At 66.1% G+C, this 24,501-nt stretch carries 24 protein-coding genes and 1 pseudogene; 14 read left to right on the forward strand and 11 right to left on the reverse strand.

Annotation, left to right across the window (positions count from 1 at the left end; translation table 11 throughout):
* Positions 1 to 71 precede the first annotated feature (71 nt).
* Both NM962_18870 and NM962_18875 read left to right on the forward strand, forming a co-directional pair.
* Positions 72 to 479 (forward strand): hypothetical protein, encoded by a 408-nt coding sequence (locus NM962_18870; GenBank protein UVO11953.1) that lies wholly within the window; start codon positions 72 to 74, stop codon positions 477 to 479.
* Between the two features lie 54 nt (positions 480 to 533).
* Complete coding sequence (locus NM962_18875) at positions 534 to 1,124, forward strand: DUF732 domain-containing protein (protein UVO11954.1); 591 nt, start codon at positions 534 to 536, stop codon at positions 1,122 to 1,124.
* Between the two features lie 9 nt (positions 1,125 to 1,133).
* Here the strand turns inward: NM962_18875 and coaA are convergent, their stop codons facing one another.
* On the reverse strand, positions 1,134 to 2,075 hold the full coding sequence (coaA, locus tag NM962_18880) for a type I pantothenate kinase (protein ID UVO11955.1): 942 nt from the start codon (positions 2,073 to 2,075) through the stop codon (positions 1,134 to 1,136).
* A gap of 45 nt (positions 2,076 to 2,120) precedes the next feature.
* Between coaA and NM962_18885 the strand changes: the two genes are divergently transcribed.
* The 7 genes from NM962_18885 to NM962_18915 all read left to right on the forward strand — a co-directional run bounded on the left by NM962_18885 (position 2,121) and on the right by NM962_18915 (position 9,766).
* Entirely contained in the window at positions 2,121 to 3,320 is a 1,200-nt protein-coding gene (locus NM962_18885; protein UVO11956.1) for a DUF885 domain-containing protein, read from the forward strand.
* A gap of 183 nt (positions 3,321 to 3,503) precedes the next feature.
* On the forward strand, positions 3,504 to 4,778 hold the full coding sequence (locus NM962_18890) for a serine hydroxymethyltransferase (GenBank protein ID UVO14827.1): 1,275 nt from the start codon (positions 3,504 to 3,506) through the stop codon (positions 4,776 to 4,778).
* A 62-nt stretch (positions 4,779 to 4,840) separates the two neighbouring features.
* Positions 4,841 to 5,668: an acyl-ACP desaturase gene (locus tag NM962_18895; protein ID UVO11957.1), complete on the forward strand. Its 828-nt coding sequence runs from the start codon at positions 4,841 to 4,843 to the stop codon at positions 5,666 to 5,668.
* Positions 5,669 to 5,860: 192 nt separating this feature from the next.
* Positions 5,861 to 7,168 (forward strand): PhoH family protein, encoded by a 1,308-nt coding sequence (locus NM962_18900; protein UVO11958.1) that lies wholly within the window; start codon positions 5,861 to 5,863, stop codon positions 7,166 to 7,168.
* Positions 7,169 to 7,221: 53 nt separating this feature from the next.
* Positions 7,222 to 8,037, forward strand: a complete 816-nt coding sequence (locus NM962_18905; protein ID UVO14828.1) for a polysaccharide deacetylase family protein — start codon at positions 7,222 to 7,224, stop codon at positions 8,035 to 8,037.
* A 171-nt stretch (positions 8,038 to 8,208) separates the two neighbouring features.
* Positions 8,209 to 9,165 carry a DUF2236 domain-containing protein gene (locus NM962_18910; GenBank protein UVO11959.1) on the forward strand — a complete coding sequence of 319 codons (957 nt, stop codon included), beginning with the start codon at positions 8,209 to 8,211 and terminating at the stop codon, positions 9,163 to 9,165.
* A gap of 13 nt (positions 9,166 to 9,178) precedes the next feature.
* Positions 9,179 to 9,766 (forward strand): TetR/AcrR family transcriptional regulator, encoded by a 588-nt coding sequence (locus NM962_18915; protein ID UVO11960.1) that lies wholly within the window; start codon positions 9,179 to 9,181, stop codon positions 9,764 to 9,766.
* On the opposite strand, the gene NM962_18920 is transcribed toward NM962_18915, so the two are convergent.
* The 3 genes from NM962_18920 to glpX are packed head-to-tail and all read right to left on the reverse strand — an operon-like array spanning position 9,723 to position 13,536.
* Positions 9,723 to 11,069 carry an MFS transporter gene (locus tag NM962_18920; protein UVO11961.1) on the reverse strand — a complete coding sequence of 449 codons (1,347 nt, stop codon included), beginning with the start codon at positions 11,067 to 11,069 and terminating at the stop codon, positions 9,723 to 9,725. The two genes, NM962_18915 and NM962_18920, sit on opposite strands and share 44 nt — an antisense overlap.
* A gap of 15 nt (positions 11,070 to 11,084) precedes the next feature.
* Positions 11,085 to 12,479: a class II fumarate hydratase gene (locus tag NM962_18925; GenBank protein UVO11962.1), complete on the reverse strand. Its 1,395-nt coding sequence runs from the start codon at positions 12,477 to 12,479 to the stop codon at positions 11,085 to 11,087.
* A gap of 25 nt (positions 12,480 to 12,504) precedes the next feature.
* Positions 12,505 to 13,536 carry a class II fructose-bisphosphatase gene (gene glpX / locus NM962_18930; protein ID UVO14829.1) on the reverse strand — a complete coding sequence of 344 codons (1,032 nt, stop codon included), beginning with the start codon at positions 13,534 to 13,536 and terminating at the stop codon, positions 12,505 to 12,507.
* Positions 13,537 to 13,601: 65 nt separating this feature from the next.
* Between glpX and NM962_18935 the strand changes: the two genes are divergently transcribed.
* The 3 genes and pseudogenes from NM962_18935 (at position 13,602) to NM962_18945 (ending at position 16,183) form a co-directional block, all read left to right on the forward strand.
* The gene (locus tag NM962_18935; GenBank protein ID UVO11963.1) at positions 13,602 to 14,231 is read left to right on the forward strand and encodes a DUF4245 domain-containing protein; all 630 of its coding nucleotides are present in this window, start codon (positions 13,602 to 13,604) and stop codon (positions 14,229 to 14,231) included.
* Between the two features lie 106 nt (positions 14,232 to 14,337).
* The gene (locus NM962_18940; GenBank protein UVO11964.1) at positions 14,338 to 15,699 is read left to right on the forward strand and encodes a 2-polyprenyl-6-methoxyphenol hydroxylase-like oxidoreductase; all 1,362 of its coding nucleotides are present in this window, start codon (positions 14,338 to 14,340) and stop codon (positions 15,697 to 15,699) included.
* Positions 15,700 to 15,940: 241 nt separating this feature from the next.
* Positions 15,941 to 16,183, forward strand: a pseudogene (locus tag NM962_18945) (Fis family transcriptional regulator).
* A gap of 76 nt (positions 16,184 to 16,259) precedes the next feature.
* Here NM962_18945 and NM962_18950 read toward each other — a convergent pair.
* Both NM962_18950 and NM962_18955 read right to left on the reverse strand, forming a co-directional pair.
* Positions 16,260 to 16,499, reverse strand: a complete 240-nt coding sequence (locus NM962_18950) for a hypothetical protein (protein ID UVO11965.1) — start codon at positions 16,497 to 16,499, stop codon at positions 16,260 to 16,262.
* Positions 16,500 to 16,902: 403 nt separating this feature from the next.
* Positions 16,903 to 18,090 (reverse strand): ISL3 family transposase, encoded by a 1,188-nt coding sequence (locus NM962_18955; protein ID UVO11966.1) that lies wholly within the window; start codon positions 18,088 to 18,090, stop codon positions 16,903 to 16,905.
* A gap of 445 nt (positions 18,091 to 18,535) precedes the next feature.
* On the opposite strand from NM962_18955, the gene NM962_18960 reads away from it, so the two are divergent.
* Positions 18,536 to 19,018, forward strand: a complete 483-nt coding sequence (locus tag NM962_18960) for a hypothetical protein (GenBank protein UVO11967.1) — start codon at positions 18,536 to 18,538, stop codon at positions 19,016 to 19,018.
* 21 nt (positions 19,019 to 19,039) lie between these two features.
* Here NM962_18960 and NM962_18965 read toward each other — a convergent pair whose 3' ends face one another.
* Positions 19,040 to 19,828: a maleylpyruvate isomerase N-terminal domain-containing protein gene (locus tag NM962_18965; GenBank protein ID UVO11968.1), complete on the reverse strand. Its 789-nt coding sequence runs from the start codon at positions 19,826 to 19,828 to the stop codon at positions 19,040 to 19,042.
* On the reverse strand, positions 19,825 to 20,706 hold the full coding sequence (locus tag NM962_18970) for an SDR family oxidoreductase (GenBank protein ID UVO11969.1): 882 nt from the start codon (positions 20,704 to 20,706) through the stop codon (positions 19,825 to 19,827). The genes NM962_18965 and NM962_18970 overlap by 4 nt, the downstream gene beginning before the upstream one ends.
* A gap of 96 nt (positions 20,707 to 20,802) precedes the next feature.
* Here NM962_18970 and NM962_18975 point away from each other — a divergent pair, with 96 nt between their 5' ends.
* Positions 20,803 to 21,423, forward strand: coding sequence for a TetR/AcrR family transcriptional regulator (locus tag NM962_18975; protein UVO11970.1), 621 nt, complete (start codon positions 20,803 to 20,805; stop codon positions 21,421 to 21,423).
* A gap of 214 nt (positions 21,424 to 21,637) precedes the next feature.
* Here NM962_18975 and NM962_18980 read toward each other — a convergent pair whose 3' ends face one another.
* The 3 genes from NM962_18980 to NM962_18990 all read right to left on the reverse strand — a co-directional run bounded on the left by NM962_18980 (position 21,638) and on the right by NM962_18990 (position 24,409).
* Positions 21,638 to 22,372 carry an SDR family oxidoreductase gene (locus NM962_18980; GenBank protein ID UVO11971.1) on the reverse strand — a complete coding sequence of 245 codons (735 nt, stop codon included), beginning with the start codon at positions 22,370 to 22,372 and terminating at the stop codon, positions 21,638 to 21,640.
* Entirely contained in the window at positions 22,369 to 22,707 is a 339-nt protein-coding gene (locus tag NM962_18985) for an EthD family reductase (GenBank protein ID UVO11972.1), read from the reverse strand. Before NM962_18985 ends, NM962_18980 begins: the two co-directional genes overlap by 4 nt.
* A gap of 64 nt (positions 22,708 to 22,771) precedes the next feature.
* Complete coding sequence (locus tag NM962_18990) at positions 22,772 to 24,409, reverse strand: long-chain-fatty-acid--CoA ligase (GenBank protein UVO11973.1); 1,638 nt, start codon at positions 24,407 to 24,409, stop codon at positions 22,772 to 22,774.
* Between the last annotated feature and the right edge of the window lie 92 nt (positions 24,410 to 24,501).

Consider the following 24,501-nt stretch of genomic DNA (forward strand, 5'->3'; position numbering starts at 1 on the left):
CGGGTCGATGTGGCAGCGGTTGCGCCGCAAGGTCGAGGGGTGTCCGCACCACACTCGAAGGGAGTTACCTCATGACTGCCATCACCACCCCGGTCCTGTCCGACTCGACCGACTCGTTGTTGCGCTTCGCACTGCGCGCCGACGCCGCCGTCACCGGAACCATCGGCCTGGCCGGTGTGTTCGCCGCCCGCCCCATGGCCGCGCTGGAGGGCCTGACCCTGGCCCACGAATACGCCCTAGCCGCGTTCTGCGTCCTCTACGGCGCAGTGGTCTACTTCCTGTCCGCGCTGCCGGACCTTCGCCGCGCGGGTATTGGGGTGATCGCCGCCAATGTGGCGTGCACCATTGCCGCTGTCGGTGTGGTCGAGGCCGGGGTGCTGCCGCTGACCGGGATCGGCGTGGTGGCAACACTGGCGAGCGCGGTCTACACGGCGTTCTTCGCGTTGATGCAGTACCGCGGGCTGCGCCGCCTGGGCTGAGACGCAGCCCACTCAAAGTGTCGCCGCGGCCGTCACCGTCTACAGTTCTCTCCCATGAAGTGGCGGCTGGCGGCGACGACGCTGATCCCCGGAATCCTGATCTACGCCGCGGCGCCGGCGCAGGCCGACGAGAAGAGCTACCTCAGTTACCTTGAGTCGCACGGTTTCAAATACCAGAACAGCCCCGGCCTGACCACCCCGTCCGGGGCGCTGCAGTTCGGCAAGATCATCTGCGAGAACCTGCGGAAGGGTCGCCCGGCCAAAGACCGGTTCGGCACGAAGGTCGCCGACGGCGTCACCAAGGTCATGATCGACGGGGCGCAACGCGAAATGTGCCCGGACACCTTGGCGGCCGCCGCCAACCCGACTCCGACGCCGGCCGTGCCGCCACCGGGTGCCGGTGAACCGCCGTCGCCGGGGCCTGAGGTGCCGCCGCCGGGCGACCCGGCACCGCCGCCAGGGTTCCCGCCGCCTCCGGGCTTCCCGCCGCCCCCTGGTTTCCCGCCGCCGCCGGACTTCCCGCCGCCGCCGGGTTTTCCCCCGCCGCCTGAGCCGGCACCCGCACCCGCGGGTGAGCTGCCGTCCCCGCCGGCACCTGAGCCGCCGCCGGGACAGCCGCAGCCGGGTACCGCGACGCAGCCCTAGCGCCGCACGCTAGAGCTTGCGCAGCCGCAGCCTGTTGATGGAGTGATCGGCGTCCTTGCGCAGCACCAGGGTCGCTCGCGGCCGGGTGGGCAGGATGTTCTCGATCAGGTTGGGCCGGTTGATCGAACGCCAGATGTCACGCGCGGCGGCCACCGCCTGCTGGTCGTTCAGGGCCGCGTAGTGGTGGAAGTGCGAGTCAGGGTTGGCGAACGAGGTGGAGCGCATCGCCAGGAAGCGCGAGACATACCAGTGCTCGATGTCTTCCACCCGGGCGTCGACGTACAGCGAAAAGTCGAACAGGTCGGAGATCATCAGCGTCGGCCCGGTCTGCAGCACGTTGAGACCTTCGAGGATCAAGATGTCGGGATGGCGGACCACCTGCTTGGCGCTGGGCACGATGTCGTAACTCATGTGTGAGTAGACCGGCGCACACACGTAGTCCGCGCCGGACTTCACCGAGGTGACAAACCGCATCAGCGCGCGACGGTTGTAGCTTTCCGGGAACCCTTTGCGGTGCATCAGGTTCCGGCGCTGCAACTCGTGATTGGGGTACAGGAACCCGTCGGTGGTGACCAGGTCCACCCGCGGGTGATGGTCCCAGCGGGCCAGCAGCGCCTGCAGCACGCGGGCCGTTGTCGACTTACCGACTGCCACGCTGCCGGCCACCCCGATGACGAAGGGCACCGGCCGATCGGGATTCTGGTCATTCTCGGCACCCAGGAACTCCGCGGTGGCGGCGAAGAGCTGCTGGCGGGCGGCGACCTGCAGGTGCAACAGACGCGCGAGCGGCAGATAGACCTCTTCGACCTCCAACAGGTCGACCTGCTCGCCGAGGCCGCGCAGTGCGACGACTTCTTCTTCGGTGAGCGGCATCGGCGTCGACATACGCAGTGTCCGCCATTGACGTCGGTCGAACTCCACGTAGGGAGTCGGCTCACTAAGCCGCCGCATGACCGTACAGTCTTGCAGGAGCCGCGACGGTTAGCCTGATCGGGTATGGAGCCCGCCGAATTGATCCGTGAATACCTGTTGCTCGGTCTGCGCTTTGACCGCATCGAGCAGGGTTACGTCGACGCCTTCACCGGCGACCCCGAGCTGCAGCGGCTTGTCGCGAACGAGCCGATGCCCAACCCGTCCGACCTGGCTCGCCAGGCCGAGAAGCTGCTCGCAGCACTGCCCGGAGGTCTCGATCCGGCGCGCGCCGAGTACCTGCGGGTACACCTGCGGGCGCTGGCGTGCGCCGGGCGCAAGTTCGCCGGGGAGCAGGTCGGCTTCGTCGAGGAGGTCAGTGACTACTTTGACCTGCCGGTCATCGTCAAGGGCGACACCGACCGCTATCGCCAAGCCCACGCCCGGCTGGACGAAGCGCTGGGTGGTACGGGGCCGCTGGCCGAGCGGATGGCCGCGCACCGGAAGGCCGAGGAGATTCCGCCGGACCGGCTCGAAGCCGCTATCCACGCGTTTTCCTCGGCGCTGCGCGACCGGGTGCGGGTGGACTTCCCGCTGCCGGAGACCGAAACCATCACCTACGAGGTGGTCACCGACAAGCCGTGGTCGGGATTCAACTACTACCGCGGCGACTACCGCTCCACGGTGGCGGTCAACGCCGACCTCAAACAGTTGATGTCGAATCTGCCGCGGCTAGTGGCCCACGAGTCCTACCCAGGTCATCACACCGAGCACTGCCGCAAGGAGGCCGGCCTGGTCGAAAAGCTCGGCCAGACCGAGCAGACCATCTTCTTGGTCAACACGCCGCAGTGCCTGATGGCCGAGGGCCTGGCCGACTTGGCGCTGTATGCCGCGGTCGGGACGGGTTGGGGTGCCTGGGCCGCCGAGATCTACGCCGACCTGGGCCTGCAGTTCGACGGTGCGCGGGCCGAAGCAATCTCCGAGGCAGCCGCGGCGCTGGCCGACGTGCGGCAGGACGCGGCGCTGATGCTGCACGACGAACATCGCGACGCCGACGAGGTGGCCGACTACCTGCGCCGCTGGCTGCTGGTCACCGACGACCGGGCCCGCCAGACCCTGCGGTTCCTGTCCTCGCCGCTGTGGCGGGCCTACACCTCGACCTATGTGGAGGGCTACCGGCTACTGCGCGGCTGGCTGGACGCCGCGCCGCCCGGAGTGAGTCTCACCGAGCGGTTCCGTCGGCTGCTCGACGAACCGTTGACCCCGTCGACGCTGCGGGCCGACTGACGCCCCGCCGGCCCGGTCGGTCGGGTGAGTGTGCGGTTTTACACACCGGACCTCGTGATTTGCGAATAAATCCGCACAGTCTGCGCGCGGGGGACGATCGCTGGCCTGCGGCAATCGGGTGAAGGTCCGCGTGACAAACTGGAGTGCGTGACTGCCGCACCGAACACCCGCCCCGCCTCCACCATGTCGACCCCGCTGGCCGAACTCGACCCCGACATCGCCGAGCTGCTCGGCAAGGAACTGGGGCGACAGCGCGACACCCTGGAGATGATCGCCTCGGAGAACTTCGTGCCGCGGGCGGTGCTGCAGGCACAGGGCAGTGTGCTGACCAACAAGTACGCCGAGGGCCTACCGGGCCGGCGCTACTACGGCGGGTGCGAGCACGTCGACGTGGTGGAGAACATCGCCCGCGACCGCGCCAAGGAACTGTTCGGCGCCGACTTCGCCAACGTCCAGCCGCACTCAGGTGCGCAGGCCAACGCCGCGGTGCTGCAGGCGTTGATGGAGCCCGGCGACCGCCTGCTGGGCCTGGACCTGGCCAACGGGGGACACCTCACCCACGGGATGCGGCTGAACTTCTCCGGCAAGCTCTACGAGAACGCCTTCTACGGCGTCGACCCGGTCACTCACCGCGTCGACATGGACGTGGTGCGCGCCCAGGCGCTGGAGTTCAAGCCGAAGGTGATCATCGCCGGCTGGTCGGCCTACCCGCGTGTCCTCGACTTCGCGGCGTTCCGGTCCATCGCCGACGAGGTCGGCGCGACGCTGTGGGTGGACATGGCGCACTTCGCCGGCCTGGTGGCCGCGGGACTGCACCCGTCGCCGGTGCCGCACGCCCAGCTGGTCTCCACCACCGTGCACAAGACCCTCGGCGGTCCGCGGTCCGGTCTGATCATCGGCAAGAAGGAGTTCGCCAAGCAGATCAACTCGGCGGTGTTCCCGGGCCAGCAGGGCGGCCCGCTGATGCACGTCATCGCCGCCAAGGCCGTCGCGCTGAAGATCGCCGGCACGCCCGAGTTCGCCGAGCGCCAGCAGCGGGTGCTGTCCGGCGCGAAGATCCTCGCGGAGCGGCTGCTGGCCGCCGACGTGGCCAAGGCCGGTGTCTCGGTGGTCAGCGGCGGTACCGACGTGCACCTGGTGCTCGTCGACCTGCGGGACTCGCCGCTGGACGGCCAGATGGCCGAGGACCTGCTGCACGAGGTCGGCATCACCGTTAACCGCAACGCGGTCCCGAACGACCCGCGGCCGCCGATGGTGACCTCGGGGCTTCGGGTGGGCACCCCGGCGCTGGCTGCCCGTGGTTTCGGCGACGCCGAGTTCGCCGAGGTCGCCGATGTCATCGCCACCGCGCTGGCGGCCGGTTCAGCCGCTGACGTGCCAGCGCTGCGGGCCCGGGTTGCCAAGCTGGCGCAGGACTTCCCGCTGTACGACGGCCTGGAGGACTGGAAGCTCGCCTGAGTGGCGAACACGCCGTACCCCGAGTTGACAGGATAGTGTGAATTCGGGTTACAGTTACTTTCATGGCTGAACGTCCCGTTGCTAATGCACTGATCCGCGAGCTGGAGCCGGTGGTCGACGCGAACTTGGTCCGACACATCGACACGGTGGACCCGTGGTACGCGCACGACTTCGTGCCGTTCGAGCAGGGCCAGAACTTCGCGTTTCTGGGCGGCAAGGACTGGGACCCGTCGCAGGTCACGCTCCCCAAGCTGATCACCGACGCTTGCGAGATCCTGCTCGTCGAGAAGGACAGTCTGGCCGGCTACCACCGTGAGCTGGTCGAGCACTTCATCCTCGAGGACAAGTGGGGTCGCTGGATCGGCCGGTGGACCGCCGAAGAGCACCTGCACGCCATCGCGCTGCGCGAGTACCTCATCGTGACCCGGGAGATCGACCCCGACGAGAACGAGCGTGTTCGCATGGAGCACGTGCAGAAGGGCTACCGCGCCGACCGTTACAGCCAGGTCGAGACGCTGGTGTTCATGGCCCTCTACGAGCGTGCCTGCGCCGAGTTCTGCCGCAACCTGGCCGACAAGACCGATGAGCCGGTACTCAAGGGGCTGATCGGCCGGATCGGCGGCGACGAGGAACGTCACGAGGAGTTCTTCGCGAACCTGGTCGCGCACTGCCTGGACTTCGTGCACGACGAGACGGTAGCCGCGATCGCGGCCCGGGCCGCCGAGCTCAAGGTCGTCGGCGCGGACATCGATGCCTACGCCGACCGGCAGGCCGCAATCGCCGAGGCCGGCATCTTCGGGCCCGACCAGTTGCGCCGGGTGATCTCCGATCGAATCAGCGCTTGGGGCTTGGCCGCCAACCCCGATCTGAAGCCGTTCGTCATCGGCTGAAAACTCCGGCGCGCCTGCGCAGCGCCCACGCGCCGACGGGGGTACCGTCGCAATCGATGGCTAGCCATACGCTTCGCTGTCTCATCGGCACCACCGGTCGAGATTACGACAGGACCGGCCCCGGTCCTGTGCCGTGCCCCCCGTCGAAATGTTCGCGCGGGGTCGCGCGTGCCCTCACCGCTGGAGCGCTTAGTGCCTGAAATCCGGACGTACGTGCTCGACACCTCCGTACTGCTGTCGGACCCGTGGGCTTGCACCCGGTTCGCCGAACACGAGGTTGTCGTCCCGCTGGTGGTCATCAGTGAGTTGGAGGCCAAACGCCACCATCACGAGCTCGGCTGGTTCGCCCGCCAGGCGCTGCGCATCTTCGACGACATGCGACTTGAGCACGGACGGCTTGACCAGCCCATTCCCGTTGGGACACAGGGCGGTACGTTGCACGTTGAGCTCAATCACAGCGACCCCGCGGTGCTGCCGACCGGGTTCCGCACGGACAGCAACGACTCTCGGATCCTGACCTGTGCGGCCAACCTGGCAGCCGAGGGCCGCCGGGTCACATTGGTGAGCAAGGACATTCCGCTGCGGGTCAAGGCCGCCGCGCTGGGTCTGGCCGCCGACGAATATCACGCCCAGGATGTCATCGTCTCCGGCTGGACCGGGATGGACGAGGTTGAGGCGTCGGTCGAAGACATCGACGCGCTGTTCGACGAGGGGGAGATCGACTTAGCCGTTGCCCGGGATCTGCCGTGCCATACCGGAATTCGGCTTCTCGCCGGCAGCTCGCATGCTTTGGGTCGGGTCAACGCGGCCAAGCGGGTGCAGCTGGTGCGTGGTGACCGGGAGGCGTTCGGCCTGCGCGGGCGTTCTGCCGAGCAGCGGGTGGCGCTGGATCTGCTGCTCGACGAATCGGTGGGCATCGTTTCGTTGGGCGGCAAGGCCGGCACCGGCAAGTCCGCGCTGGCGCTGTGCGCCGGCCTGGAGGCCGTCTTGGAGCGGCGCACCCAGCGCAAGGTGGTGGTGTTCCGCCCGCTCTACGCCGTCGGCGGCCAAGAGCTGGGCTATCTTCCGGGCAGCGAGAACGAGAAGATGGGTCCCTGGGCTCAGGCGGTGTTCGACACCCTCGAGGGTCTGGCCAGCCCGGCGGTGCTCGAGGAGGTGCTGTCGCGCGGCATGCTCGAAGTCCTGCCGCTGACGCACATCCGGGGCCGCTCGCTGCACGACTCGTTCGTGATCGTCGACGAAGCGCAATCGCTGGAGCGCAACGTGCTGCTGACCGTGCTGTCACGCCTGGGCACCGGCTCGCGGGTGGTGCTCACCCACGACGTCGCGCAGCGGGACAACCTGCGGGTCGGTCGGCACGACGGCATCGCCGCGGTGATCGAAAAGCTCAAGGGCCACCCGCTGTTCGCCCACATCACCCTGCTGCGCAGCGAGCGCTCGCCGATCGCCGCCCTGGTCACCGAGATGCTGGAGGAGATCAGCGGACCCGACCTGGGCTGAGTCCCCGGTAGGCTGCCGGGGTGGCAAAACCCTGGCATGTCGGTGTTGTTGCGATGGCCGTTGCGGTGCTCGGCGCCTGCACCAGCCATGTCCACGAGGCGTCGGCCGAACCGGTGGACTGCGCCGTGGACAAGTGTGTGGCGTTGACCTTCGACGACGGTCCTTCGCCCTACACCGACCGGCTGTTGGGGATCTTGAACGATGCCGGTGCGCGCTCCACGTTCTTCCTGATCGGCAACAAGGTGGCGGCCGACCCGGCTGGCGCCAAGCGGATCGCCGACGCCGGCATGGAGATCGGCAGCCATACCTGGGAACACCCGAACATGACGACGATCCCGGCCGCGGATGTGCCCGCGCAGTTCGCCAAGGCCACCGACGCGATCCGTGCCGCCACCGGGGTCACGCCGACGCTGTGGCGCCCACCCGGCGGGCTGACCGACGCGGCGGTCAACGCGCGGGCCGCCGAGGCCGGACAGGCCGCGATCCTGTGGGATGTCATCCCGTTCGACTGGATCAACGACGCCGACACCAATGCCACCCGCTACATGCTGATGACCCAGATCAAGCCCGGGTCGGTGGTGTTGTTCCACGACACCTACTCGTCCACGGTGGATCTGGTCTACCAGTTCCTGCCGGTGCTCAAAGCCAATGGCTACCACGTGGTTACGGTCAGCCAGCTGCTTGGTCCGCGCGCGCCGGGCAGCGTGTACGGCAGCCGGGAGAACGGCCCGCCGGTCAACGAGCTGCAGGACATCCCGCCCGCGGAGATCCCGGGACTGCCGGCGACGCCGTCGCCGCCGCCGATGCCGAACTTCCCGATCACCGACATTGCCGGGGCGAATTCCGGGGGCCCCAACAACGGGGCGTGATCCCCGGGGTGCTTGTTCGCGAGATTGTGCTCACGCAGGTAGCTACTCGAACTTTTCCTGCATAGTTGCGATCTCGCGGCTTGAGTTCATCTCCGTCGTGACTGTGCTCGACCCTTGACACCTTGACACAAAAAACTATTCTTTGTGTCAAGCGAGCCGAGGAGGCCTGAGATGACGGCAGTGATCAATCGCGTCACCAGCATCGACCCTGCGGCTCGGGTTCGGCCCGAGGTGATGGCCCAGTTCCGCCGACACTCCGGCAGCGTGCTGTCCGGCTTGTTCGGCGCCGCGGCGTTCGACGAGGTGGCGTTGGTGCCGGTGGCCGCCGCGGTGGACAAGACCGGGCGTTTCGAGCGCAACTTCACCGATCGCGCCATTCGTAGCGGATTCTCTGCGCTGCTTGCCATCTGGGGCGATGCCGAGGATCGCGCCGCCGAAGGCGAGCGGCTCAAGCGGATGCACCGCGACGTGCACGGCCAGGGCAAGGGGGACTTCGCCGATGTCCGCTACAGCGCGCTGAACCCACGCCTTTGGAACTGGATTGCCGTCAGCGGCATGTTCGTGACGCTCAATTCGTTCACCCCGGTCACCGGCATCAAATGGAACGACGCCGAGCGGGAGGCGGCCTACCAGCAACTGGTCGAGGCGTTCAGCGCTCTCGAGCTGCCCGGCAAGGCCGGCAAGTTCCCCGCGACCTACGTCGAGGCCGCCGAGTACTACGACCAGATGGTGCAGACCGACTTGGCGGCCAACCCGTTCTTGGATCGGGTCACTGCCGGGCTGGGCAAGTTGCCGCTGCCGTCGGCGCTGCCGGCCCCGGTGCGGGCCGCGGCCGCTCCGCTGTGGTCGGTCGTCAGCGCGGGGGCCGGCCGGGTGGTGAAGATCTGTTCGTTCGGGATCATGCATCCCGGGGTTCGGGAGCTGACCGGTTTCCGGTGGCAGCCGCACCACGACCTCGAATTCAACTTCTACACCCAGCTGCTGCAGATGGCGTGGCGGGTGTTACCCGATCGCGTCGTGCTGGTGCCGCTGGCGTACAACCGGCTGCAATACGAGAAGCTGGTGAAGATGCACCGCTCGGTCGCGCTGGATTCCTTTGCGCCGCCCGGCGGCTGCCCGATGGGATGACACACTGGTGCCGATGACATCGCGACGCAGTACCGCGAGCCCAGCCGAGCAAGAGGCGGCCATCCTCAAAGCGGCCGCCGAAGAAGTCGGTCTGGTCGGGGTGGGCCGTGCCAGCCTTGATGTCATCGCCCGCCAGGCGGGGGTCAGCCGCAGCACCTTGTACCGTCGGTTCCCGACGCGCGACGCACTGATCACCGAGCTCGGTCGCCGGTCCTTCGACAACGCGATGATGCAGCTGCGCACCGTCGCGGTGGACTCCGGGCCGAAGAACGCCGCGGTTGCGGCCTTTCGCGCCGGGTTGCGGCTACTCACCACCGATCCGGTTGTGCGTAAACTGCTGCGGCTTGACGCCGGTGTACCGATGATGGCCGGGATGTATCAGGAGGCCGAAGCATTCCTGGACAGCGCGTCGAGCGCGATGGCCAAGGCGCTGCGTGCCGCCGGAGCCACCATGCCCGACGCCGACTTGCTGGCTGCCGCCGAACTGCATGTGCGCTTGGCTGCCTCGATCGCCCAGGTGTCGACGTCGGTGCTCGACCCGGCCGACGGCCAGGCGGTCAGCGCTTACGCGAATAAGTATCTGGCGCCGCTGGTTTGGTAGACGGGGCGGCGCCGAGAAGGATCACCACGGCGGCCGACGCGAGCGAGAACGCCCCGACCACCCACAGTGCGGCCTTGCCGTCGCCGGTCAGATCGGTCAGCCAACCCGTGACGTAGGGTCCACCGAAGCCGCTGATGTTGCCCAGCGAGTTGATCAGGGCGATGCCTCCGGCCGCCGCGGTTCCGGTGAGGAACGTCGAGGGCAGCGCCCAGAAGACCGGCATGGCGCACATGATCGAGCATGTCGTCACCGTGATCGCGATCATCGCCAGATACGGGTTGGCCATATACAGCGCCGCCGGAATGCTGATTCCGCCGGCGATCGCCGGGATCGCCACATGCCAGACGCGTTCGCCGGTCCGGTCGGCGTGGCGAGCCCAGGGCACCATCACGATCGCCGCGATGGCGTAGGGAATGGCGGTCACGAGGCCGCGCCCGATGATGCCCAGGTGGCTGCCGTATTGCTGCTGAAATCCCGAGATGATGGTCGGTAGGAAGAATCCAACGGCGTACAGCCCGTAGACGATTCCGAAGTAGATGAACGCCAGCGCCAGGATCCTGGGGTGGCTGAGCGCCTTGCGCAGCGGCCAGTGCTGACCGGCCTCGGCCGCCGCACGCTCCTCGGCCAAGGTGGATTCCAGCCATTGCCGCTCGTCGGTGTCGAGCCAGTCGGCCTGCGTTGGGCGATCAGTCAGGTAGAGCCAGCAGGCGAACGCCAGCGCAATGGCCGGCAGGCCTTCGGTCAGGAACATGAACCGCCAGCCGGCCAGGCCAAAAACGCCATGGCCCCAGTCGATGACGAGCGCGGACAGGGTGGCGCCGATGGCTGTGGACACCGGCACCGACACCATGAACAGCGAGACCGCCCGGGATCGATGCTTCTCCGGGAACCAGAACGTGAGGAACAGGATGATGCCGGGGAAGAACCCGGCTTCGGCCACGCCCAGCAGGAACCGCAGTGCGACCAGCGTGGCCGCGTTGGGTGCGAAAGCGATTGCGGTGCTGACGATTCCCCAGGTCAGCATGATACGCGCCAGCCAACGTCGACCACCGAAGCGGTGCAGCGCAATGTTGCTGGGTATCTCCAGCAACAGGTAGCCGAAGAAGAAGATCCCCGACGCGAACCCGAACGTGGTGGCGGTCAGGCCGAGTTCGGCGTTCATGCCGTTGGGCCCGGCGAAGCCGATGTTGACCCGGTCCAGGTAGTTGACGAAGAACAGCAGCGCCAGGAACGGAATGAGCCGACGAGAGACTTTCGTCAGCGTCGCCCGGCCGAGCGCAGCCGCGGCGGGGTCAGGATTCATCCGCGGCCCGGCGGATTAGTCCTTCACCTTGGCCATGGCGAGTACGTCCAGGCGCTTGTCCAGCTCGGCCTCGCTCAGCTTGTCGCCGATCAGGCCGCGGTCGATCACGGTCTGGCGAATGGTCTTGCGCTCCTTGAGTGCCTGCTTGGCCACCGCGGCGGCTTCTTCGTAGCCGATCGCGGAGTTCAGCGGCGTCACGATCGACGGGCTGGACTCGGCCAGCTCACGCAGGTGCTCCTGGTTGGCGACCAGCCCGACGATGCAGCGCTCGGCGAACAGCCGCGAGACGTTGGACAGCAGCGTGAAGGACTCCAGCATGTTGCGGGCCATCATCGGGATGTAGACGTTGAGCTCGAAGGCGCCGTTGCCGCCGCCCCAGGCGATCGCCGCGTCGTTGCCGATCACCTGCGCCGCCACCTGCGTGACGGCTTCGGGCAGAACGGGATTCACCTTGCCCGGCATGATGGAGCTGCCCGGCTGCAGGTCCGGCAGCTGAATCTCGGCCAGCCCGGTCAGCGGACCCGAACCCATCCAGCGGATGTCGTTGGCGATCTTGGTCAGCGACACCGCGATGGTGCGCAGCGCCCCGGACGCCTCGACCAGGCCGTCGCGTGCCGCCTGGGCCTCGAACGAGTTTGCCGCGGTGCGCAGCTCGGTGATCCCGGTCTCTTTGACCAGTACCTCGACCACCTTGGCGCCGAAGCCGTCCGGGGCGTTGAGCCCGGTGCCGACGGCGGTGCCGCCGATCGCCAGCTCACCCAGCCGGGGAAGGCACGCGCGCACCCTTTCTATGCCGGCCTCGATCTGGCGGGCGTAACCGGAGAACTCTTGGCCCAGCGTCACCGGGACGGCGTCCATCAGGTGGGTGCGGCCGGACTTCACCACCGTGCGCCACTCGGTGGCCTTGGCGGCCAGCGCGTCGTGCAGCACCTGCAGGGCCGGAATCAGGTGGCGCACCGCGGCTTCAGTGGCCGCGATGTGGGTGGCGGTCGGGAAAGTGTCGTTGGACGACTGCGACATGTTCACGTCGTCGTTGGGGTGCACCGTCACGCCGTTCGCGGCGGCGATCGAGGCGATCACCTCGTTGGTGTTCATGTTCGAGCTGGTTCCCGAGCCGGTCTGGAACACGTCGATGGGGAACTGGTCGTCGTGGCGGCCGTCGGCGATCTCGGCGGCGGCGGCCTTAATGGCGGCGGCCTTCTCCGGGGCCAGCAGACCCAGGTCGGAGTTCACCTGCGCGCAGGCGCTCTTGAGCAGGCCGAGCGCCCGGATCTGGGTGCGTTCCAGGCCGCGCCCGGAGATCGGGAAGTTCTCCACCGCGCGCTGGGTCTGCGCGCGCCACAGTGCGGTCACCGGCACCCGGACCTCGCCCATGGTGTCGTGTTCGATGCGGTATTCGATCTCGCTCATAGCTTTTCCGGTCCTCGCTTGACGGTCAGGGCAGGGGGTAGGCGGCGTGGGAGTCGCCGGTGAAGTCGACGGCCGAGTACTCGTTGAGCTTCGACAGCCGGTGGTAGGCCTCGATCATCCGGACGGTGCCGGACTTGGAACGCATCACGATTGACTGGGTGGTGCAGCCGCCGGGGTAGTAGCGAACCCCCTTGAGCAGGTCGCCGTCGGTGACGCCGGTGGCACAGAAGAACACGTTCTCCCCGGAGACCAGGTCTTCGGTGGTCAGCACCGCGTCCAAGTCGTAGCCGGCATCGAGGGCCTTCTGCCGCTCGGCGTCATCGGTGGGCGCCAGCTGGGCCTGGATCGCCCCGCCCATACAGCGGATCGCGGCCGCGGCGATGATCCCCTCGGGGGTTCCGCCGATCCCGGCCAGCATGTCGGTGCCCGAGTCGGGCCGGCACGCCGAGATGGCGCCGGCGACGTCACCGTCGGTGATCAGCCGGATGCGGGCGCCGGTGGCACGTGCGTCGGCGATGAGCTGGGCGTGCCGGGGCCGGTCCAGGATGCAGACCGTCATGTCACGGGCGGACAGGCCCTTGACCTTGGCGACTGCGGCGATGTTGTCCGCGATCGGCTTGGTGATGTCCAGGACGTCCGCGGCCTCCGGGCCGACGGCGATCTTGTTCATGTAGAACACCGCCGACGGGTCGAACATCGCACCGCGCTCGGCCACCGCCAGCACCGAGATGGCGTTGGGCATGCCCTTGCTCATCAGCGTGGTGCCGTCGACCGGGTCGACGGCGAAGTCACAGTCGGGGCCGTCGCCGTTGCCCACTTCTTCGCCGTTGTAGAGCATCGGCGCGTGGTCTTTCTCGCCCTCGCCGATCACCACCACGCCGCGCATCGACACCGAGTTCACCAGCTCGCGCATCGCGTCGACGGCGGCGCCGTCGCCGCCTTCCTTGTCGCCGCGGCCCACCCAGCGGCCGGATGCCATGGCACCGGCCTCGGTCACCCGCACCAGCTCCAAGGCCAGGTTGCGGTCTGGGGCTTCGCGTCGCGTGGGTCCCGTCATGCCAGTCACGGCTGTTGATTCTCCCAGAACCAGATCAGCACTAGCGAGCTGGGATACTGGCGTCCGTGACCACAGAGCCCCAACCGGCGCCCAAGCCTGCCAAACCCCGCATATTGCAGGACTGGCGTGACATGTTCTGGTCGATCGTGCCGCTGGTGTTGGCCTGCGTGGCGCTGGCCGGTCTGGCCGGGACGTGCGCGTTTCGGCCGGGTGGGATCACCGCCGGGCCGGTGCCGTCCTACGACGCCGCCGCCGCGCTGAAGGCCGATGCGCAGACCCTGGGGTTCCCGGTCCGACTGCCACAGCTGCCCGAGGGATGGCAGCCCAACTCCGGCTCCCGCGGCAGCATCACCGACGGGCGCAGCGACGCTAAAGGCCAGCGGTTGCGCGCGGTCACCTCGCGGGTGGGCTACGTCAGCCCGACCGGGATGTACGTCAGCCTGACGCAGAGCAACGCCGACGAGGTCCCGCTGGTCGCGTCCGTCAGTCCCGGACTACACCCGACCGGCAGCGAGGACGTGGACGGCACCCGCTGGGTGGTCTACCAAGGCGACGGCGACCCGGTGTGGACCACCCGGTTGGCCGGAAAGGCCGGCGCGGCCCAACTGGCGATCTCCGGCTCGGGTGGCCCTGAGCTGTTCCGGACTCTGGCGGCGGCGGTCCAGTCGCAGGCGCCGCTGCCGGCGACCCGGTAACCGTGACCCGGTAACCGGATACGACCCCACAAATTTCGGCTACGCCTTTTGGCCGATGGTGCGAGCCTGCCCGTGCCACATCCTGAGCTGAAACAGGAGGTGGACGGTGATCGGGAATCACGCGATCGTGTTGGGCGGAAGCATGGCCGGCCTGCTCGCGGCACGCACCCTGGCCGACTTCTATACGACGGTGACGGTGATCGAGCGAGACACCGTGGACGAGTCGGCGTTGGTTCGCCGCGGAGTGCCGCAGGGGCGGCACACCCACGGCCTGTTGATGCGCGGTGCGATGGCGCTGGAAGAACTGTTTCCCGGCTTCTTGGATCAACTCGTTGAGCGGGGCGCGGTCCTCAATGACGGCACGGACCTGTCGCGGCTGCATTTCTGCATGAACGGGCATGTGGCCGTCCATTCCGGCACCGCCCCGGCGTTTCGGGCCTACAACATGACGCGCCCGTTCCTCGAACGGCACGTTCGTGGTCGGGTCGTGGACCTGCCCAACGTCAGCGTGCTCGGTGGCCGTGAGGCAGTGGACCTCTGCCTCACCGAAGCGGGCCGGGTGTGCGGGGTGTGCGTCGTCGACCGCACCGACAACGTCGCCGCCGAGTGGCCAGCCGACCTGGTGGTGGACGCGACCGGGCGCGGTTCGCGGACTCCGGCGCTGTTGGAGCGGAACGGGTTTGCCGCGCCCACCGACGACGAGGTTCGCGTGGACCTGTTGTACGCCAGCCAGCTGCTGCGGCCACCCGAAGCTGCCGTGCGGGAATACGGTCTGATCGTGTCGCCGGTGCCGGGCCGCCCGACCGGTGTAGCGCTGGCCGCGTGCGAGAACGACACCGTCTTCTTCACCGTCTTCGGCATGGCGGGGCGTCATCCGCCACTCGACCTGGAGGGCATGTGCAAGTTCGTATCCGCCGTGACACCACCGCACATCCTGGCCGCGGTGCGCTCCGCGGAACCGGTGAGTCCGGTTGCCCAACATCGGTTTCCCTCCAGTCGTTGGCGTCGCTACGACAAGCTGCCTCGGCTACCGGAGGGGCTGGTGGTGGTCGGTGACGCGGTGTGTAGTTTCAACCCGATCTATGCGCAGGGTATGACGGTGGCGGCAATGGAAGCACTTGTGTTGCGCGACTGTCTATCCCACGGCGAAAAGGATCTGCCGCGGAGGTTTTTTCGGGCAGCGGCCAAGCCGATCCGGCAGGCATGGCAGATGGCCGCCGGTGGTGACTTGAGCTTGCCTGAGATCGCCGGAACTCCACCGCTTGCGACGCGGCTGCTCAACGGCTATCTGGACCGAGTGCTGGCGGCCGCCGAGCAAGACATCGATGTATTCGAGCAGTTCATCAAGGTTGCGTGGCTGGTCGACCAGCCGAGTCGGCTGCTGCGTCCCGGGATGATTCGTCGGATCGCCTTCAGGCGTCGTGGCGTGCGGCTTCCTGAACCAGCTGTACCCGTGAGGTTAGGTTGAGTTTGGTGTAGATGTGGGTCAGGGTTGCGTCCAGCAGAGTGGTGTACGAGTCGGACCTGATCAGCGGGACCGGCGTGTCGTTGCCGAATGATTGAAGGTCATCGCGTGATTCTTCGAGAGACCCGTCAAAGCGTATGCCGCCGGCGCTTCTTGGCTGCCATGTCGTTGCCGATTCTTCCTGCCCGAACACCGGGCATCAGAGTCGCACAACAACTGGACCACTACGAAGGGCTCACCTCAGTCTCCCTGGATATTCCGCGGCTACCGGCCCGGCATGCACCTCACACCGACGCATCTCCGAAATCACCTGCGCCCCGTGCTCGCCTCCCTGGAAGCGCGCCTCGGCACACTCAACGAGCTGACCCAGACCACCCCAATCGCCATCCTTGCCGAAACGCTCGGATATAGCCCGCAGACCCTCGAAGTCCACGCTCGAGCGTCGGCGTCGACCTACGCGAGATACATCGCCACGCATCTGGATTGAACACTGCAACTTGCCGATTCGACTTCGAGGTGCGCCTGGGGGCTAGATGCGAACCCGGCCCCCAGGCTCACCGGGACTACGCCGCGCGAACCTTGAGTCGGGTTCCTGCGCTGATCGCCGTTGCAAGCTCCGTCAACTTCGCGTCATCCAGCGTCAATCCGATCCGACCGGTTTCGCGCTTTAGCGCAGCCTTAACTTCTCCCACTGCCTGACCGGCGCGGCGACTGTAAACCGAGTCGAATACCTTCTGGAGCTGTGCGTTGAACTGACGGGCGAACTCGCGCTCGAAGTTTGGGTTCATCTTGAATCCGGCCATGTCACACTCTCTGGGTGATCGTCTTGTCGGGATGACGCTTGGCAGTGGCCTCAGTGACGAACCGGCCAGTAGCAGCCGAACGATGAACGGTCGACTTGTTCGACGTACCCCGACCCACTTGCTCGGTCGTGGTTCCGCTCGGGTTGCGCCGGGCGGTTGACGCGGTAACAAACCGGCCAGAGCCTGCGCTCCTATTCACATTTCGTGCCATTTGACACCTCCATATTCCATCACCTCGACCCTTCGCAGCCGGCTAGCAAGGTGAGCCATTCCGATTTGACGGGACCGTGGAGTGGATTACAGTGATGGTTCCTACACGCATCTCCGCACCCCGTCTCCGTGGTCTACACCCCACGGTTGCGGGGTGCCCTGCATCAGCAGGATAGAACACACGTGCGGCTCCTCAGGTTCTTGTGGGTAGTTTGACCTGCAGTCCGCCGAGGCAGAGGTAGATCATTGCGGTCAGGGTTTGGGCGGAGTGGTGGCCGTAGCCGCGGGCGTTGATGAGGCGGATTTTGGCGTTGATGCCTTCGATGAGTGCGTTGGAGATGCCGAGTTCGATGGCGGCCAGGATGGGTTCGAAGTAGATCTGGAAGCGTTTGCTCAGGGCGACGAACGCGGGGATGCGGGAACGCTTGGCCGCGGTGATCCAGGCTTTGAGTAGGTGGCGGGCGATACCGGGTTCGTGGTCGTAGCGGTAGAGGTCGCGCGCTTGTTCTTTGAGGGTCCAGGCCCGGCCGATACGCCGGTTGGTGCACGCGATCTGGTTGACCAGAGCGCGTTTGTCATCGGTGAGTTTGTTCTCTCCGGTGCGTAGCGCCCAGCGGGCGGTTTTCCAGTCTGCGGTGGCGTATCCGGGCAGGCGGATCGATTCGGCGAAGACGCGGTCCAGGGCGCGGTTGATCCATTGCATGATGTGGAACCCGTCGTAGCAGATGACTGCGTGCGGGACTGCGGTGGTGGTGGCGCCGGTGTAGGCGCGGGAGACATCCATGCTGACCAGTTCGATCTGTGCCAGTGCTGAATCCGATTGGGTGGCATAGAAATTGGCCAGCGATTGTTCGCTGCGCCCGGGCTGGATGTCCACGACAGTGCCCGTGTCGTGATCCCCGATGACGGTCAGATACTTATGCGGGTGGCGATAGCAGATCTCATCGACACCGATGCGGTAGAGCCTCTGCAAGCGACGCTGATCGAGCAACTCGGTGACCCCGCGGCCGATGATCGCGGTGACGGTTTCCCAGGCGCAACGCATCAGCGTGGCCACCGAGGTGCGGTCGGTGCGTTGGGCCAGCCACAGCACGATGTCTTCGAAGTCGCGGGTGTGCCGCGCACCGGGACGGGCCCACGGCAGATCCTCGGTGACGATCCCACAGTCCGGGCAGTCCACCCGTCGGATCTTGAAGACCAGCCACAGTCGTCGGCCGGCCAGATCGAGGTGTCGCCACCGTCGCTCGCGGCGATCGTAGAAACGCCGGAATCGTTTGCCGCACGGGCAGCTCACCAGTCGCGCCGTCGGGCGCAGTCCGATGATGACGGCGCCATCGCGGATGTCTACTTCGGTGACCGTGGCTCCGGGGATGGACAGCATTCGGTTAAATGCAGTACTGACGCGCACGCGGATCGTCCTTGTGGTTGAGGTTGGTGTGGTAACCCCGAAACCTAGAGGCACACCGCGTGCGCGTCCTTTAATTCACCAACGAAGCACCGAAACCGTTGAACCCCACCATAAAAAGCCACTGACCAGCGAAAAGCGCCCACTAAAACCCTAGGAGCGCCACACACGTACGACGAAAGTCGCCGCGGCGCGCCGTTGGTGGACACAATCTGTAGTGCCCATAGGTTCGGTTAACCACCACAGGTTGTGTCGTGGGGCAGGGGATTCTTCCATTAGGCGGTAAATCGACGCCTTTCAAACTGGGGATCCTCGAGCGCGTGGGAGCTGCCCGGTGCGCACGCCAACTAGAGTCGATGGGAAGTTGCTAGGTTGATCGCGACCTCGCACTCGTTAGCGCTGGAGGGCCATAGTGGCAGGGTTGGCGACACCGCAGCGGGTAGATCCGCGAAACCTTCTCAGTGAATGGGCGAATGCTTCAGACGAGTGGGTGCGCTTCATCGTCAGACACGTCCTCCAGGGTGGCGGGCCGCTTGGAAACGAAGAAGAGGCCGACGCATACGCACTTTTCCGACAGGAGAAGGCCTTCGACACTCGCGAACTTGCCGTGGAGCTGCCATTGGCCACCTTCGAAAGCGAGGACGAAGCGATCGAACCCCTGACCCTGACCTCACTCTCAGGGGTCACCGGCGTCAACGCCCTCGTCGAAGGTGGCCTCATCGAGCCCCATGAGGGGCTCACGATCCTGTTCGGGGAGAACGGCACTGGGAAGACGGGTTACTCGCGGATCTTCAAGGCCCTCGCCGCCAGTCGAACTGCCGACGAAATCCTCGGGAACATCGAAGAAACCTTGCCGCAGGCGAAGTCTGCCGTTGTGTTCCTACACGCTCTGTTGATGCGGTAACTGGCCCCTCGATGTTCGTGTTCAGACGATGTTGATTGAGCCGAGCAAGCGGGTGACTTGTTCGAGGTCGCCGGTGAGTTCCAGCCCGGCGCTGTGCCAGTCGGTCCGGGTGGTTGCCCACGATGGGAAGGTGTTGACGTCGCTGCGAATGGCGCCGGCTTCGTCGCGGCATGTGCCGTCGTGAACGGTAAGCGATCCGTTGGGGTCGATCTGCCAGCGGCCGCCTCCGGCGCCGTGTAGTTCGAGAGTGATCGGGCCGCTGAGCCAGGATGGGGGTGTCGCCTTGAGTTGGTTTGCAAGCACGGCCAGCATCCATTCCACGACGACGGTCATGCGCTGTGCGTCGGTGGTGGGCGCGGTGAGTCCGACAGCGGGTGCGATGTCGTGGCGCAGGTGAACGTGGTGGTCGAAGACCAACGCCCCGGGCAGGACGAGATCCATTCTGAACGAACCGAGTTCACCCAGACGCGTGCGCAGTGCCCGGGGCGGCGTCGCGGCGATGATCGCGGCGGCCCGTAGGGTCCAGGCGCTCCACCTGTCGTACTCGGCGAGCACGCGATGGACCGACCAATCACGTCGGGAATCGACCGGGCGGTCGTTGGCCCGCTCGATATCGCGTGTGGTGAGCACGGTGATGGCAGCGGGTGTGAATAGCGTCTTGCAGCTGGCACCCAGGTGGGCGACGACATCGCGCACGCGCCACCCGGCGGCCGCACTGTCGGCGTGCCACTGCGCTTCGGAGAGTCCGCTGCAGAAACTCAGCACGGCCGAACGTTCGCGGGAGAACGCCGCGACGCGGTCGACCGTCATCGGGCTGCTTCCCCTTCCGGGATCTCGGTGGGGCCGTCGTTGCGTGCGTCGATGGTCTTGGCGAGCCGGTCGCGATAGCCGGCACGTTGTTCGGTATCGACGTCGTGCATCGCGCGGCCGTAGTCGACCGCGCGCAATAGCGGTTGTTGCAGACGTGGCGGCAGCATGGCCAGGGTCCGGATCAGGCCGCCCGCCGACTTGGGAACTGTGGTCTCCGGCCTGGCTTTGACGCTCGTCTCGACGACGGCCGCGGCGACTGTCGAGGGATCAGATACCGGCACTCCGCGCTCGGAGACCCCACTGGAGAGATCGGTGCGGACCACTCCCGGCAGCACGACGGAGGCCGTCACGCCGGTGCCCCGTAACTCCTGCTGAAGGGCGTGGGTGAAACCGACGACACCGAACTTGCTGGCGCTGTAGGCGGCCACACCGCCGCCGGCGAGGCGTCCCAGCGCCGAGGCGATGTTGATGACCTGTCCGTGACTCCGCGCCACCATTGTCGGCAACACCAGGTGGCAGCCGAGCATGACGCCCCAGAGGTTGATGTCGAGCGTCGCGCGAACAGTGGCCAGCTTGGTGTCGGTGAAAGACCCGACCGCCATGATCCCCGCGTTGTTGACCAACACCTCGATGGGCCCTGCCTGGTCTTCGATCGTGCCGATGAAACTCCGAAACGAGCTCTCCGATGACACGTCCAGACCCAGGCCCACTGTGCCGCGACCGATCCTGTCGGCAGTCAGCCTTGCCGCGGATTCGTCGATGTCGCCGATGACGACCCGCGCTCCCTGCTGGGCGAACGCGATCGCGGTCTGCTCACCGATCCCGCGGGCTCCGCCGGTAATGACCACGACGGCATCGCGGAGGTTGAGTTTGGCCATATCCTGGGTTCCCTTCAAAGTTTGACCACCGGTCAAACTTGACCGCTGCTGCTACCGTGAAGCAAGTCTGACCGAAAGTCAATATCGGGAGGTCTCGTGACCAGCAGCGCTCGCCGCCATCGCGATCCCGCCCGACGGGCAGAGTTGTTGGCCGCGGCGGCGGACTGCTTCTCGCGCCGCGGATTCGATGACGTGTCGATGGACGACATCGCCGCCAGCGCCGGCGTCACCAAGGGCCTGCTCTTCTACTACTTCGGATCCAAACGGCAGTGCTATCTCGCCGTCATCGCAGACTTCCACCAGCAACTGCGCGACTACGCACAAACACACACCGCCGACCTGTCCGGCCACGACCTCACCGCGGCGCTACTCGACCGCTACCTGGAGTTCGCCGTCAATGCCGAGCCGGCCTACCGACTCATCATGGGCGGGGGCCTCGGCGCCGACCCCGAGGTGCAGGCCTTCATCGCGTCAAATCGCGCCCAGTACCGCGCGCTGTTCACCCAGATGGTGCTCCCCGGCCAGGCAGAGCCACCCGCGCTGCGCGTAGCCCTCGAGGGATTCCTGAGTTTCATGGAAGGCGCCACCCTCGACTGGCTCAATCACCGCAACATCAGCCGAGAAGCACTGCACCGCTTGATCATGGCCGTCACCCCGGCCATCCCCCTGGCAGCCGTTGCCGCCGACGCGACCCTCAAACCCACACCCATCACCTGACACGACCGGCCAGCTCCAAACGCCGGGCCACAGTCCCGGGTCGCTAGTTCCTCGGGGTCTATGCCGCGGTTAGTTCGAGGCGTTGGGGACAGGGCCTTGAGATCGGCGAACGTCATTGGGCCTGATCGCTTTTCGCTGCAGCACCATTGATCGACAGTGGCAGATGAAATTGGTGACGGAACCTACTGCGGCAGGGCACAGATACGAAGCGGTGTCACAGGTAGAGCCCCCCGTCGACCATCAGCGTCTGTCCCTGCACCATTGCGGAGTCGGGTGAGGCAAGTTGTTCTACTGCGCGAACCACGTCGATCAGTGTCACACCACGACCGCTCGGATTGGCTGCCGCCGCGGCGTCGAGTCGGCTCTGCGCCCGATCTCCGAACATCGTGCGGAAGGCGGGGGTGTCCACGGGGCCTGCCGCAACTGTGTTCGCCCGGATTCCGCGCGGTGCGAGCTCCACAGCCAGGTATCGGATCAGCGCCTCCCCCAACGCTTTGGAGGGGCCGAGTGCAACATAGGACGGTACGTAACTGCGGGCTCCGCGACTGCTGATGTAGATCACACTGCTGCCGCGTTGAAGGACCGGGAGTAGACCCTGAACCATGGAAATCATCGAGGTGGCGTTGACCGAGATGGCGTGCGCCAAGCGTTCAGGATCGATGTCCAGGGGTCCGCCGGGGACTGCCAGAGCTGCACAGTGCACGTAGAGGTCGATGGACTCGGTGACTTCTTTCACCGCGGCCGCCACCGCGTCGACGCCGAGTTGCGTGCCGACGTCGGCCTTGATCAGATGCGCTCGGCCGCCTGCACTTTCGACTGCGGCGGCAGCCTCTTGCGCAGCCTCGTTCTTCGCGTGGTAGTTGATGATCACATCGTGCCCCAGCGCACCCCAGCGCTCAGCGACGGCACGTCCGATACCGGACGAACCACCGGTGACCAGGACTGTCATGACGGCCGCACGTGTGCTTCGACCTCGGTGCCGATGCCGACTTCCAGGCTGACCCCAAAGCGTGCCGCTATGGCTCCAGCGTCAGTTCGCATCGCTGCCCACTCCGGCGATTGTTCGCTGGCATGCAGAGCCTCAGGCGAGTCGAAGTGCATCTCTGCGACGCGGTAGAACGCCGGTCGGTCGCCCTCCAGGCCGCTTGCGGTCCGCGTGAGGACCAAACGGACCAGATTCGGCACGGCCGCGGCAGCAGGCGCATGCACCTCCGTGTAGTGCTTCTCGAAGGCCTCGATGTCCTCGGAGCGGGGCGCCGACCAGCAGGCGATAAGTTTGTACAAAGGTGTGTCCTGATTCTCGTTGGTGCTGTTCGTCTTTCCAGACGAAGGCCAGATGTTGGTGCGGTTACCGGCCTACCGCAACGGCGTCGCGGAGTTGCTTCTTGTCGACTTTTCCTGTCGAGGTCCTCGGCAAAGACGGTGTGACCTCGGTCTGGTCGGGAACCCACCAGCTAGGTACCCGTTCTTCTAGGAAGGTGCGAAGCTCTGTGAGGCAGAGTTCTGGCTCTGCTACCACAAATGCGTACGGCCGCTCGCTCCAACGGAGATCGGGCCGACCGACTACTGCTGCCTCATGAATCGACGGGTGTTCGAGGAGCGCGGATTCGAGGTCAGCGGATGAAATCCATTCTCCCCCAGACTTGATCATGTCTTTGGAGCGGTCCACCACGGTGACCCAACCGTCGGGGCTGACGGTGCCGATGTCACCGGTCCGCAGCCAGCCGTGGTCGAACTCTTCCGCGGCAGAGTCTCCGAGACGGAAGTAATCGGAGGCAACCGCAGGGCCGCGTACCTCGATCTCGCCTCGGCTCACACCGTCATGGGGCACAACGGTCCCTTCGTCGTCGACCAATCTGATCTCATAGAACGGGCTCACCCGGCCGGCGGTAGCCTGCCTGGCGAAGTTCTCCCCGTCGGTCTTGCGCGAGTCGACGTTCGCTACGGTGGCACCCGGGAAGATCTCGGTCATCCCCCAGCCGGACACGACGGTGGTACCAACTTCATTCGCAAAACGGCGGATGAGATCGCCCGGCACCTGGGCTCCCCCGAGGATCAGCTTCCTTAGGGACTTCAAGTCCGATGGGGCTGCGTCTTCCTCCGCAGTACTGACATACCTGAGAAGATCCGTCCACACCGTGGGGACACCACTGGACCATGTCACGTCTTCGTCGCGGATCACACGATGGAGACTGCGCGGGTCGAGGTGTCGGCCCGGCATGACCAGTCTTGCACCGCTGATGATCGAAACAAACGGAAGACCCCATCCCATTGCATGAAACATGGGAACTGTGGCCAGAACCGTGTCGTCGTTTCGGACAGCGAAGACGTCGCTGCCGGTCATGATCAACGCATGTATCGCGATCGAGCGGTGGCTATACAGCACGCCCTTGGGGTCACCGGTCGTGCCGGAGGTGTAGCAGAGAGCCGCAGCCGCCCGCTCGTCGAGATCGGGAAACCGGTAGTCCGCGGGGTCGGCACTGGCGAAGTCGTCGAATGCCATCGCCTGGACCCCACTCGGGACGTCGATCGTGCGCGGGACCTCACCGATGATGACGACGGCGTGGACGCTCGGCATCTGGCTCAGCAGCGGAAGGAACCGTCCGGTCAAATCGGCGTCGACAAAGATGACCCGGTCCTGCGCGTGGTTCACCATCCACACCAGTTGACTGTCGTGGACTCGCACGTTGATGGTGTGTAGCACTGCACCCATCGACATCACCCCGAGGTACGCCTCGAGATGGGCCGCGCTGTTGAAGGCGAATGTCCCGATCCGGTCGCCGGGTCGCACGCCGAAACGGGCAAGCGATGCGGCGAGCGCGAGGCTGCGGTGTGCAGCTTCGGCAAACGAACTGCCGGAGCAAGTACCGTCACCGTCAGTGACGGACACGATGCCAGTCGTTGGGTGCACATTGCGCATACGCCAGAGGAAGTGCTGCGTGGTGAGCGGGAAATCCATCATGAGGCCAAGCTGAACGTCGCTCATTGCTCGGAACACTCCTTCTGGTGTTGATCGAGATACAAAGGCCAATGCGAACATTCGCGAAAAGTGGCTGCACTTGACGTCAAGCGCATCGA

Source organism: Mycobacterium sp. SVM_VP21, from assembly GCA_024758765.1.
In the GTDB taxonomy this organism is placed as follows: Bacteria; Actinomycetota; Actinomycetes; order Mycobacteriales; family Mycobacteriaceae; genus Mycobacterium; species Mycobacterium heraklionense_C.